The sequence below is a fragment of the Pseudomonas sp. SDO5271_S396 genome, from assembly GCF_054071795.1.
The window spans coordinates 1-11,703 of sequence record NZ_JBSVWB010000088.1 but is presented as its reverse complement, the minus strand read 5'-3'; the positions used below and the strand labels follow the sequence as shown (position 1 = coordinate 11,703).

The following is an 11,703-nucleotide window of genomic DNA, read 5'->3' as shown; positions in this document are numbered from 1 at the left end:
CATGCCGGGTGGTGTGGCAGGGGAGCGGCCTATGAAGCCGTCCCCTATGCCGATTTGCGCGCCTTGAGAATCACGAACTTCGGGGTGGCCGCCACTTGCTCGACTCCCCGGAACAGCCGCGCCAGTTTGCTGTGATACCCCAGGTGGCGGTTGCCGACTATATAGAGGGCGCCACCCACCACCAGCGCTTCGCGCGCCTGCTGGAACATGCGCCAGGCGAGGAAGTCACCCACCACCTGCTGTTGATGGAACGGCGGGTTGCACAGCACCACGTCCAACGATTGCGCTGCCTGCCCGGCCAGGCCATCGCCGGCGCGTACCTCCACATCGCGATTGCCCAGGGCTGCGTGCCAGTTCTCGGTGGCGGATTGCACGGCCATATAGGACTCGTCCACCAGGGTGTAGTGGGCATCAGGGTTTTGCAGCGCGCTGGCGATTGCCAATACCCCATTGCCGCAACCGAGGTCTGCCACGCGGGCACTGCCCAGGTTGCCCGGCAGGTGTGGGAGGAAGGCGCGGGTGCCGATGTCCAGGCCTTCGCGACAGAACACGTTGGCATGGTTGAGCAATTCAAGCGCGGGTGTTTCGAGTGTGTAGCGGGTCGGGTAGGGTGAGACCGCGGTCGGACGATCCGCGACCGTTGCAATCAACAGACGGGCCTTTTTGACTGCCAGAGAGGCCTGCATCGGGCCGATATAACGTTCGAGCAACTCACCCGCCGCGCGTGGCAGGTGCTTGATCATCGCGGCGGCGATCACCTGCGCTCCCGGCGCCAACTGGCCTTGCAGCCGGATCAACTGTTCCTCCAGCAGGGCCAGGGTCTTGGGCACGCGGATCAGCACACGATCGAACGGCCCGGTCGGCACCTGGCTGGCGGGTGTGAAGGGTACGGCATCGAAGGCCTTGCCGTTACGCGCCAGGTTTTTTTCCAGCCCCTGGGCGGCGAGAAACGAATCGCCACTGGAGATGACCTGCACCCGGCCTTCGAGGCTTGCCGCTAGGGCGCCGAAACTGTCGTTGAGTACCAACACACGCGTTGTGGGCGCGGGCTGCTGTTCGGCCAGGTGGTTGAGCAGGTATTCATCGGCGGCGTCGAAGGCTTGCAGCGGGTCGTTATGCTGTTCTGGCTGGCGGATAAGATCGAGTTGGGCGAAGGGGCTGTCGAGCAGGGGCATGGCGGGGGAGGCTCTGGATAATCGGTGAGTGTTCGGCAGCGGCTGCGCAACCCTCTGAGTGAACTTCGACGCAGCTGCGGGGAGCTGCATCAACACTCAGAATTGGTTGCAAATGTTACTTTCTTTCCAGAGGGATTACATGCGGTGTTTCCGGGCGATTAAAAACAGCCCATCTTGGAAGCCCTGAGCACAGCGGCAATTTTGTTGTGGACTCCCAGTTTCCTGCAAGCATTGCCGAGATGAAAACCGATGGTGCGCTCTGACAGACAAAGAATGACGGCGATGTCGGAGGCCGTCTTGCCCATGGCTGACCATTTGAGGATTTCCGTCTCGCGTGATGTCAACTTGCTGGGCGCGTTCACGCCGGGTTGCGCGGCATATTTCTGGGCGACCACGGCATGCATCGCATGGCACAGCCATAACACTTGGCCGGCCTTTTCGTAGAGCTCTTCGGGGCTTACCTGGCCCTCGCCACGCCCCAGGGTGAGCATGCTGAATACGCCCTGGAAATCGTGGACCGACTGGGTCCAGCCCAAATGCATTCCCATCGATTGAGCCAGCTCCCACAGGTCGGGCGTCGCATTGAAGGCTTTCTGTTCCCAGACGAAGGGCAGCACGCAGCGTTTGCAGTGACTGACAGTGGGGTCGACTTCGAAGTAATGCGCTTTTTTGTAACGCGTATTCCATTCATTGGGGTAGTTGTTGAGTTGAATCGGTTCAGTTTGATAGTCGAGCGATTGAGAACTCATGGTAAACGAACAATATTGGAAGCCGAGTTCATAAGTGTGGTTGACCACCATTTCAAACACGCTGGTAATCTCGTTCTCACCTTCCAGTTTGGGGAGCCGGGTGTTGCGCCAGTTGACCATTGATAACTCTCCATGGGGGTTCTCCCTGAATGGGGGACTTCCTGGCTCCCCAGTGCTGCTTCACGCCAAATCAGTGTAGGACATGTATTACATGGCGGATGAGGATTTTCGCTGTTGTGCGGCGAGGCTCAAGCGTGTATGCCCCTGCTCTTAGTTGGGTCCACCCACATATCAGCAAATTCTGTCGGTTTTTTAGGGAGTTGAGGCATCTGTTACGGGCAATTTACAGCGAGTTTTGGACACTCTTGGCAGGGATTAATAGCCAATTAATTAGTGGTGCCATTAATCGGCCACTGGTTGCCGTCAGCGAAATGCCACTACCAACCGCAGGTGTTTCCGCGGGCGAGTTTGGGGGACACTAGGGCACCTGTAGAACGGAGCCCCCCATGACGGCCAGTGCTGAGAAATTTACCCGCCAGACCTTGCTCGATGTGCAATCGCTGACCCCCAGCCTGTTTACCTTGCGCACGACCCGCGACCCGGGTTTTCGGTTCACCGCCGGCCAGTTCGTACGCCTGGGTGTGACCAAGGCCGATGGCAGCACGGTTTGGCGGGCCTACTCGGTGGTGTCTTCCCCGTTCGATGAGCACTTGGATTTCTTTTCCATCGTCGTGCCCGGTGGCGAATTCACCAGCGAACTGAGCCGCCTGCGCGTGGGCGATACCCTGATGGTGGAACGTCAGGCCACCGGCTACCTGACCTTGAATCGTTTCATTGATGGGCGCGATTTGTGGTTGCTGGGCACCGGTACCGGGGTGGCGCCGTTCCTGTCGATCCTGCAGGACTTCGAAGTCTGGGAAAGATTCGAGCGCATCATTCTGGTGTACAGCGCCCGGGAAGCCAGGGAGTTGGCTTATCAAACGTTGATCAAGGAGCTGGGTGAGCGCGAGTACCTGGCCGAGCATGCCCACAAGCTTGTTTACCTGCCGATCGTCACCCGTGAACAGCACCCGGGAACATTGAACGGGCGCATCACCACCTTGATCGAGAATGGCGAGCTGGAACGTGCCGCCGGCATCGAGCTGACCCCCGAGCACTCCCGCGTGCTGATCTGCGGCAACCCGCAGATGGTCGATGACACGCGCCAGTTGCTCAAGCAGCGCAACCTGCAACTGAGCCTGAGCCGGCGTCCGGGCCAGGTGGCAGTGGAAAACTACTGGTAATCCTGTAGTGAGCGGGCTTGTCGAATCGTCGCACCGCCCGCTCACCACATAGCGCTCGACTTAAAGCGTTTTGTCGTTCTGCGCCTTGAGCAGATCGCGGATTTCGCCCAGCAGCACTTCTTCCTTGCTCGGCGTCGGTGGCAGGCTGGGGGCCACGGCTTCTTCGCGTTTGAGACGGTTGATGGCTTTCACGCCCATGAAGATTGCGAAGGCAATGATCACAAAATCGACCACGCTCTGGATGAACTTGCCATAGGCCAGTACCACCGCCGGTATATCGCCTTGTGCCGCCTTGAGTGTTATCGCCAGGTCGCCGAAGTCCACACCACCGATCAACAGACCCAGTGGGGGCATTACTACATCGCCTACAAAGGATGAAACAATTTTGCCGAACGCCGCGCCGATGATAATACCGACGGCCATATCGACCACATTGCCTTTGACCGCGAAGGCCTTGAACTCACTGATCACGCCCATGGGTTATTCCTTGTTACAGATGAGAAGGGTGGACTCAGTGTAAGTCAGTCGTAGGAGGCTTGCGCGACACAACTGTTAACACTGTTGGTTTTTATCGACACAATTAAACGCAAATAGTTTGCAAAGTGCCACCAATCGCGCGCGAAATACCCGGGATTTCAGCGGTTCGCCACATTATTTTATATATCGGAATAGTACGGCTTTTCTATTTATCTTCTGACTGTCAGGTCACTAGCCTCTGGCAAGCACAACTGAATGTGCACTAAAAAAACCAGAGGAAACCTTGATGAAGAACCCAATGAACCGCGGGACGGTGTCGGCGCGCTATGCGCTGGCGCTGGTGACCGCCAGTGTGCTTTCCCTCTCTGTGCAAGCCGCCAACCTGACCCGCGACAACGGTGCGGCGGTCGGCGACAACCAGAACTCGCAAACCGCCGGCGCCAATGGCCCGGTGCTGTTGCAAGACGTGCAACTCATCCAGAAGCTGCAACGCTTCGACCGCGAGCGCATCCCGGAGCGCGTGGTGCATGCCCGCGGCACCGGTGCCCACGGCACCTTTACCGTCACCGATAACCTCAGCGACCTGACCAAGGCCAAGGTGTTCGCCGCAGGCGAGACCACGCCGGTGTTCGTGCGTTTCTCCGCCGTGGTGCACGGCAATCACTCGCCGGAAACCCTGCGTGATCCGCGTGGTTTCGCCACCAAGTTCTACACCGCCGAAGGCAACTGGGACTTGGTGGGCAACAACTTCCCGACCTTCTTCATTCGCGATGCGATCAAGTTCCCGGATATGGTCCACGCGTTCAAACCCGACCCGCGTACCAACCTGGATGACGACTCGCGTCGCTTCGACTTCTTCTCCCATGTGCCCGAGTCCACGCGTACCCTCACCGAGCTGTACTCCGACTCCGGCACCCCGGCCAGCTACCGGGAAATGGACGGCAACGGCGTGCACGCCTACAAGCTGATCAACGCCAAGGGCGAAGTGCACTACGTCAAGTTCCACTGGAAGAGCCTGCAAGGCATCAAGAACCTGGATCCCAAGCAGGTCACCGAGGTTCAGGGCCGCGACTACAGCCACATGACCAATGACCTGGTCACCCATATCAACAAGGGCGACTTCCCCAAGTGGAACCTGTACGTGCAGGTGCTCAAGCCTGAGGACCTGGCCAAGTTCGACTTCGACCCGCTGGACGCCACCAAGATCTGGCCGAATGTGCCGGAGCGCAAAGTCGGCCAGATGGTGCTGAACCGCAACCCGGCCAACGTCTTCCAGGAAACCGAGCAAGTGGCCATGGCCCCTGCCAATCTGGTGCCGGGCATCGAGCCGTCGGAAGACCGCTTGCTGCAAGGCCGTGTGTTCTCCTACGCCGACACGCAGATGTATCGCCTGGGGCCGAACGCCCTGCAATTGCCGATCAACGCCCCTCGGGTGACCGTCAACAACGGCAATCAGGACGGCGCGATGAACACCGGCAAAACCACCACGGGCGTGAACTACCAGCCAAGCCGCCTGTTGCCACGGGATGAGCCGCAAACCGCGCGCTACAGCCAGTCGCCGCTGTCGGGCAGCACCCAGCAGGCGAAGATCCAGCGCGAGCAGAACTTCAAGCAGGCCGGCGATCTGTACCGCTCCTACAGCAAGAAAGAGCGCCAGGACTTGATCGAAAATTTCGGCGGCTCGCTGGCCACTACCGATGACGAGAGCAAGCACATCATCCTGTCGTTCCTCTACAAGGCTGACCCGGAATACGGCACCGGCGTGACCAAGGTGGCCAAGGGTGACCTGGCGCGCGTGAAGGCGCTGGCGGACAAATTGACGGACTGATCCGTCGGTTCTGGCCGGCGCCCCGGAACGGGCGCCGGTCTTTGGCAGGAGAACATCCATGCGTATTTCTATCGGATTGCTGATGGCCATGCTGGCCTTCGTCGCCCATGCCGAGTCGCCCGATCCGGTGGCGCTCAAGGCTCAATTGCAGGACTACTATTTCGACGCCGCCCGCCGTGGCGACCTCGACATGCTCAACACCTTCATCGAATCCGGCTACAGCCTCAACACCCAGGACGACAAGGGTTACACCGCGTTGATCCTGGCCGCCTATCACGGCCAGGGGCCTTTCGTGGAGCGCTTGCTCGCCGCCGGCGCGGATGCCTGCGTGCAGGACAAACGCGGCAACACGGCGTTGATGGGCGCGATCTTCAAGGGCGAGCTGAAAATTGCCCAGCGCCTGCTGGCCACCGATTGCAACCCGGACCAGCGCAACGGTGCCGGACAGACCGCCGCCATGTACGCCGGGCTGTTCAAGCGCGTCGAGCTGCTGGACGAACTGAAAGCCAAGGGCGCTGACCTCAATGCCGAAGACCCGGTCGGCAACAGCGCTTCACGTTTGGCCAGTGGGGAAATCCGTACCCCGGCCTCGCGCTGAGCTATCATCGCGGTTTTTCGGTTGGAGGTTCTCGAATGGCAAAGGCCAAGCGCATGTACGGCTGCACGGAGTGCGGCGCGACCTTTCCCAAGTGGGCCGGCCAGTGCACCGAGTGCGGTGCCTGGAACACCCTGACTGAAACCATGATCGAAAGCGGCGGCGCAGCAGCGCCCTCCGGCCGCACCGGTTGGACCGGGCAACAGGCGCAGATCAAGACCCTGGCCGAAGTCAGTGTCGAAGAAATCCCGCGTTTTTCCACGGCGTCCGGCGAGCTGGACCGCGTCCTTGGCGGCGGCCTGGTGGATGGCTCGGTGGTGCTGATCGGCGGCGACCCGGGCATCGGCAAGTCGACGATCCTGCTGCAAACCCTGTGCAGTATCGCCAGCCGCATGCCGGCGCTGTACGTCACCGGCGAAGAGTCCCAGCAGCAAGTGGCGATGCGTGCCCGCCGCCTGGGGCTGCCCCAGGACCAGTTGCGGGTGATGACCGAGACCTGCATCGAAAGCATCATCGCCACCGCCCGGGTGGAAAAACCCAAGGTCATGGTGATCGACTCGATCCAGACGATTTTCACCGAGCAACTGCAATCGGCGCCGGGCGGTGTGTCCCAGGTGCGCGAAAGTGCGGCGCTGCTGGTGCGCTATGCCAAACAGAGTGGCACGGCGATCTTCCTGGTGGGCCATGTGACCAAAGAGGGCGCACTGGCCGGGCCTCGGGTGCTGGAGCATATGGTCGACACCGTGCTGTATTTCGAAGGCGAATCCGATGGCCGCCTGCGCTTGCTGCGGGCCGTGAAAAACCGTTTCGGCGCAGTGAACGAACTGGGCGTGTTCGCCATGACCGATCGGGGGCTGAAAGAAGTTTCCAACCCGTCGGCGATTTTTCTCACGCGAGCCCAGGAAGAAGTGCCGGGCAGCGTGGTGATGGCGACGTGGGAAGGCACCCGGCCGATGCTGGTGGAGGTGCAGGCGCTGGTGGACGACAGCCACCTGGCCAACCCGCGCCGCGTTACGTTGGGCCTGGATCAGAACCGGCTGGCGATGCTGTTGGCGGTGTTGCACCGTCACGGCGGTATTCCGACTCACGATCAGGACGTGTTCCTCAACGTGGTGGGTGGGGTCAAGGTGCTGGAGACCGCGTCCGACCTGGCCTTGATGGCGGCGGTGATGTCCAGCCTGCGCAATCGGCCGTTGCCCCATGACTTGCTGGTGTTCGGCGAGGTCGGTTTGTCAGGGGAAGTACGCCCGGTGCCCAGCGGCCAGGAGCGCCTGAAAGAGGCGGCCAAGCACGGCTTCAAGCGCGCCATCGTGCCCAAGGGCAACGCGCCGAAGGAGTCGCCGGCGGGGCTAAGAATTATCGGGGTCACGCGCTTGGAGCAGGCGCTGGATGCGTTGTTCGAGTAGTCATCGATCTCACTGCCAATAGAGCCCACTGTGGGATCCGGGCTTGCCCGCGATGAGGGTGTGTCAGATAAAGGTGTACACGCTGGTCCGCCGCTATCGCAGGCAAGCCAGCTCGCACAATTTTGGTTTGTATTGGCTGTCAGGTCTCCAGCAATGCTGCCAGCTCCCTGTGCAGTTCATCCTCGTCACCCAGGTTCAGCTCGATCAACCGCCGTAAATGGCTGATCGAGTCCAGGTCGATGTGCTGGCACACAAACCCAAGCTGCCCGTGATCGTCATGGGCCAGCTTCACCTGCATCTTGATATGCGCCTGTGGGTCCAGCCGGATATCCACGTCAAACAGGCGCTTGCCATTACCCCGCCAGTCGTCAGGGCGCTCCACCAGCAACCCGCGCAGCGACAAATCCACCAGTTGCACCGGCCAATTCCAGCTGTCCTGGGAAATGGTCGTCCTGGCATCAAAGGCGATTCGTCGAAAACGGCGGCGGTCAGACGGTTGCTCGGTCATTGGTTAAACCCTCTGTTAATAGAAGGATTGTAGCCTTGCGCCATCACCCGGCGTTTATTTCTGCTTTTTTTGCGATGGCAAGGCTCTAGACCAACGTAGGGGGGTGGTCTTTGAGGCCAACAGCGCTAAACTCGGGATGGCTGTCCTTCTGTCCACCCTGGCTGGAATATAAAAATGAAAAATAATAATAGCCTGCTACGCCACCTACCCTGGCTGGTGCTGGCAATCGTAGGAGCGTGCGCCCTGGGCGTAGTGGCCTTGCGCCGAGGCGAGGCGATCAACGCCTTGTGGATTGTGGTCGCTGCCGTGGCCATTTATCTGGTCGCCTACCGCTACTACAGTCTGTTCATCGCTAACAACGTGATGCAACTCGATCCACGGCGGGCCACCCCCGCAGTGCTCAATAACGACGGTCTGGACTATGTGCCGACCAACAAACACATCCTTTTCGGTCACCATTTCGCGGCAATCGCCGGTGCAGGCCCGCTGGTCGGCCCGGTGCTGGCGGCGCAAATGGGCTACCTGCCCGGCACCCTGTGGCTGATTGCCGGGGTGGTGCTGGCGGGCGCGGTGCAGGACTTCATGGTCCTGTTCCTGTCCACCCGTCGCAACGGCCGTTCCCTGGGGGACATGGTTCGCGAAGAGATGGGGCGTATTCCGGGGACCATCGCGCTGTTCGGCTGCTTCCTGATCATGATCATCATCCTCGCGGTGCTGGCGCTGATCGTGGTCAAGGCCCTCGCCGAGAGCCCATGGGGCATCTTCACGGTCATGGCGACCATCCCGATCGCGATGTTCATGGGCGTCTACATGCGCTACATCCGCCCGGGCCGCATCGGCGAAATCTCGATCATCGGCGTGCTGTTGCTGCTGGGTTCGATCTGGCTGGGCGGGCAGGTCGCTGCTGACCCAGTGTGGGCCAAGGCCTTCACCTTCACCGGCGTACAGATTACCTGGATGCTGATCGGTTACGGCTTCGTGGCTGCGGTATTGCCGGTATGGCTGATCCTCGCACCGCGTGACTACCTCTCCACCTTCCTGAAAATCGGCACCATCATCGCCCTGGCCATCGGCATCCTGGTCACCATGCCAGAGCTGAAAATGCCGGCGCTCACCCAATTCATCGATGGCACCGGCCCGGTGTGGAAGGGCGGCCTATTCCCGTTCCTGTTCATCACCATCGCCTGTGGCGCCGTCTCGGGTTTCCATGCGCTGATCTCCTCGGGCACCACACCCAAGCTGCTGGACAACGAAACCAACGCCCGCTACATCGGTTACGGCGGCATGTTGATGGAGTCGTTCGTGGCCATCATGGCGATGGTTGCCGCGTCGGTGATCGAGCCAGGCGTGTACTTCGCCATGAACAGCCCTGCCGCCGTAGTGGGCGCAGATGTGGCCGCCGTGGCGCAGACCGTCAGCAGTTGGGGCTTTGCAATTACCCCGGAAGCGCTGCAGGCCGTTGCCCATGACATCGGTGAAACCACCATCCTGGCCCGTGCCGGCGGTGCACCGACCCTGGCGGTCGGTATCGCGCAGATCCTGCACAGTGTGCTGCCGGGTGAAAACACCATGGCGTTCTGGTACCACTTTGCGATTCTGTTCGAAGCGCTGTTCATCCTGACCGCCGTCGACGCCGGTACCCGTGCCGGTCGCTTCATGCTGCAAGACCTGTTGGGTTCCTTCGTGCCGGCGCTGAAACGCACCGAATCCTGGACCGCCAACCTGATCGCGACCGCCGGTTGCGTGGCCATGTGGGGTTACCTGCTGTATCAAGGTGTGATCGACCCGTTGGGCGGCATCAACACCTTGTGGCCGCTGTTCGGTATCTCCAACCAGATGCTGGCCGGTATCGCGCTGATGCTCGGCACCGTCGTGCTGATCAAAATGAAACGCCAGCGCTACATCTGGGTGACCTTGCTGCCTGCGATCTGGCTGTTGATCTGCACCACCACGGCGGGCTTCATCAAGCTGTTCGACGCCAACCCGGCGATCGGCTTCCTGTCCCTGGCCAAGAAATACAGCGATGCCCTGGCCAACGGCCAGATCCTGGCCCCGGCCAAGAGCATCGACCAGATGCAGCACGTGATCTTCAACGCCTACACCAACGCAACGCTGACCGCGCTGTTCCTGTTCGTGGTGTTCAGCATCCTGTTCTACGCGCTCAAGGTCGGTGTCGCCGCCTGGGGCAACAAAGAACGTACGGATAAAGAAGCCCCGTTCCAGGCCCTGCCGGACGCGTGATCGAGGATTGCAGCCATGTTCAATGACCTCAGTCGCCTCGGTAAATACCTCGGTCAGGCCGCCCGCCTGATGGTCGGCATGCCCGACTACGACACGTACGTCGAGCATATGCAAACCAAACACCCGGACAAACCGGTGATGGACTACGAGGCGTTCTTCCGGGAGCGCCAGGAAGCCCGTTACGGTGGCAAGGGTGGGCCAAAGTGCTGTTGAGTTAACGCAATACCCCTGTGGGAGCGGGCTTCTGTGGGAGCTGGCTTGCCTGCGATAGCATTGCCTCGGTGTGACTGAAACACCGAGGTGTCTGCATCGCGGGCAAGCCCGGCTCCTACAGAGGTCTGCTCCCACATTTGTTTTTGTATTCCTTCAAGGAGAACTGCATTTTGTCCTCTCCCATTCCGGTCACAGTCCTCAGCGGCTTCCTCGGTGCCGGCAAGACCACCTTGCTGCGCCATCTGCTCAAGGCCGAGCACGGCCTGAAGATCGCGGTCATCGAAAACGAATTCAGTGATGCCGGTATCGACACCCAGCTCCTGGGCGCAGAACCGGTACAGGTCATGACCCTGTCCAACGGCTGCGTGTGCTGCACTATCCACACCGACCTGACCAAAGCCCTCTACCTGTTGCTGGAGCGTCTGGACAGCGGCGAGATCGCCTTCGACCGCCTGGTGATCGAATGCACCGGCCTCGCCGACCCGGCCCCGGTGGCGCAGACCTTTTTCATCGATGAAGAACTGCGCGAGCGTTACATCCTCGACGGCATCATCACTCTGGTGGACGCGGCCCATGCCGAGCATCATCTGACCCAAACCATTGCCCAGGCCCAGATCGGCTTTGCCGATCGGCTGCTGGTGAGCAAGCGCGATCTGGTGGATGACGCTACCTTTGACGCGCTCAGCGAGCGCCTCACTCGCATCAACCGCCGTGCGCCGATCCGTGTGGTCGATCATGGCCAGATCGATTTGGCCGAACTGCTGGATGTGCGCGGTTTCAACCTCAACGCCGGCATGAGCTTGCGCCCGGTCAGCGCCGCGCCGTCCATCGACCGCATTTCGAGCCTGGTGTTGCGCACCGACCAGCCGCTGGATATCGACCGGCTCAGCGAGTTTATGAACGAGCTGTTGGAAGACCATGGAAAGCAGTTGCTGCGTTACAAGGGTGTGCTGAATATTGCCGGGGAAGACCGGCGCATGGTGTTTCAGGGCGTGCTCAAGCTCTACGGCTTTGATTGGGACACGGAGTGGGAAGAGGGCGAAGCGCGGGAAAGTGTGATTGTGTTTATTGCCGATGAGTTGCCGGAAGACAAGATCCGCGAAGGCTTCCAGCGCGTCTACCAACCCTGATTTGAAAATGCAGTCAGTGTGGGAGCTGGCTTGCCTGCGATAGCGGTCTGTCAGCTGACTCATCACTGCCTGATACACCGCCATCGCAGGCAAGCCAG

At 60.5% G+C, this 11,703-nt stretch carries 11 protein-coding genes; 7 read left to right on the top strand and 4 right to left on the bottom strand.

Annotated features, from left to right (window positions below):
• Positions 1–44: 44 nt before the first annotated feature.
• Together ACW9IN_RS29460 and ACW9IN_RS29455 are read right to left on the bottom strand one after the other, a co-directional pair.
• Positions 45–1,175 (bottom strand): methyltransferase, encoded by a 1,131-nt coding sequence (locus ACW9IN_RS29460; RefSeq protein ID WP_457369151.1) that lies wholly within the window; start codon positions 1,173–1,175, stop codon positions 45–47.
• A gap of 158 nt (positions 1,176–1,333) precedes the next feature.
• Positions 1,334–2,044: a LuxR family transcriptional regulator gene (locus tag ACW9IN_RS29455; RefSeq protein WP_457369150.1), complete on the bottom strand. Its 711-nt coding sequence runs from the start codon at positions 2,042–2,044 to the stop codon at positions 1,334–1,336.
• Positions 2,045–2,430: 386 nt separating this feature from the next.
• Between ACW9IN_RS29455 and ACW9IN_RS29450 the strand changes: the two genes are divergently transcribed.
• The gene (locus ACW9IN_RS29450; protein WP_457369149.1) at positions 2,431–3,207 is read left to right on the top strand and encodes a ferredoxin--NADP reductase; all 777 of its coding nucleotides are present in this window, start codon (positions 2,431–2,433) and stop codon (positions 3,205–3,207) included.
• A 60-nt stretch (positions 3,208–3,267) separates the two neighbouring features.
• Here ACW9IN_RS29450 and mscL read toward each other — a convergent pair whose 3' ends face one another.
• Positions 3,268–3,684 carry a large-conductance mechanosensitive channel protein MscL gene (mscL, locus tag ACW9IN_RS29445; protein WP_457369148.1) on the bottom strand — a complete coding sequence of 139 codons (417 nt, stop codon included), beginning with the start codon at positions 3,682–3,684 and terminating at the stop codon, positions 3,268–3,270.
• 286 nt (positions 3,685–3,970) lie between these two features.
• Here mscL and katB point away from each other — a divergent pair, with 286 nt between their 5' ends.
• From katB to radA, 3 genes are read left to right on the top strand one after another with little or no spacing between them, the layout of a single operon-like run.
• The gene (gene katB, locus ACW9IN_RS29440) at positions 3,971–5,512 is read left to right on the top strand and encodes a catalase KatB (protein WP_457369147.1); all 1,542 of its coding nucleotides are present in this window, start codon (positions 3,971–3,973) and stop codon (positions 5,510–5,512) included.
• Between the two features lie 58 nt (positions 5,513–5,570).
• Positions 5,571–6,110: an ankyrin repeat domain-containing protein gene (locus tag ACW9IN_RS29435; protein WP_457369146.1), complete on the top strand. Its 540-nt coding sequence runs from the start codon at positions 5,571–5,573 to the stop codon at positions 6,108–6,110.
• A gap of 35 nt (positions 6,111–6,145) precedes the next feature.
• Positions 6,146–7,513: a DNA repair protein RadA gene (gene radA / locus ACW9IN_RS29430; protein WP_457369145.1), complete on the top strand. Its 1,368-nt coding sequence runs from the start codon at positions 6,146–6,148 to the stop codon at positions 7,511–7,513.
• A 139-nt stretch (positions 7,514–7,652) separates the two neighbouring features.
• On the opposite strand, the gene ACW9IN_RS29425 is transcribed toward radA, so the two are convergent.
• The gene (locus ACW9IN_RS29425) at positions 7,653–8,021 is read right to left on the bottom strand and encodes a PilZ domain-containing protein (protein WP_457369144.1); all 369 of its coding nucleotides are present in this window, start codon (positions 8,019–8,021) and stop codon (positions 7,653–7,655) included.
• Positions 8,022–8,195: 174 nt separating this feature from the next.
• On the opposite strand from ACW9IN_RS29425, the gene ACW9IN_RS29420 reads away from it, so the two are divergent.
• The 3 genes from ACW9IN_RS29420 (at position 8,196) to yjiA (ending at position 11,605) form a co-directional block, all read left to right on the top strand.
• The gene (locus ACW9IN_RS29420) at positions 8,196–10,262 is read left to right on the top strand and encodes a carbon starvation CstA family protein (protein ID WP_457369143.1); all 2,067 of its coding nucleotides are present in this window, start codon (positions 8,196–8,198) and stop codon (positions 10,260–10,262) included.
• 15 nt (positions 10,263–10,277) lie between these two features.
• A complete protein-coding gene (locus tag ACW9IN_RS29415) occupies positions 10,278–10,475 on the top strand; it encodes a YbdD/YjiX family protein (protein WP_041023338.1) in 198 nt (65 codons plus the stop codon).
• A 170-nt stretch (positions 10,476–10,645) separates the two neighbouring features.
• Positions 10,646–11,605 carry a GTPase gene (yjiA, locus tag ACW9IN_RS29410; RefSeq protein ID WP_457369142.1) on the top strand — a complete coding sequence of 320 codons (960 nt, stop codon included), beginning with the start codon at positions 10,646–10,648 and terminating at the stop codon, positions 11,603–11,605.
• Positions 11,606–11,703 lie beyond the last annotated feature (98 nt).

Coding starts and splice junctions, on each gene's coding strand:
- ACW9IN_RS29460 (WP_457369151.1), bottom strand. CDS start 1,175: ATGCCCCTGCTCGACAGCCCCTTCGCCCAACTCGATCTTATCCGCCAG.
- ACW9IN_RS29455 (WP_457369150.1), bottom strand. CDS start 2,044: ATGGTCAACTGGCGCAACACCCGGCTCCCCAAACTGGAAGGTGAGAAC.
- ACW9IN_RS29450 (WP_457369149.1), top strand. CDS start 2,431: ATGACGGCCAGTGCTGAGAAATTTACCCGCCAGACCTTGCTCGATGTG.
- mscL (WP_457369148.1), bottom strand. CDS start 3,684: ATGGGCGTGATCAGTGAGTTCAAGGCCTTCGCGGTCAAAGGCAATGTG.
- katB (WP_457369147.1), top strand. CDS start 3,971: ATGAAGAACCCAATGAACCGCGGGACGGTGTCGGCGCGCTATGCGCTG.
- ACW9IN_RS29435 (WP_457369146.1), top strand. CDS start 5,571: ATGCGTATTTCTATCGGATTGCTGATGGCCATGCTGGCCTTCGTCGCC.
- radA (WP_457369145.1), top strand. CDS start 6,146: ATGGCAAAGGCCAAGCGCATGTACGGCTGCACGGAGTGCGGCGCGACC.
- ACW9IN_RS29425 (WP_457369144.1), bottom strand. CDS start 8,021: ATGACCGAGCAACCGTCTGACCGCCGCCGTTTTCGACGAATCGCCTTT.
- ACW9IN_RS29420 (WP_457369143.1), top strand. CDS start 8,196: ATGAAAAATAATAATAGCCTGCTACGCCACCTACCCTGGCTGGTGCTG.
- ACW9IN_RS29415 (WP_041023338.1), top strand. CDS start 10,278: ATGTTCAATGACCTCAGTCGCCTCGGTAAATACCTCGGTCAGGCCGCC.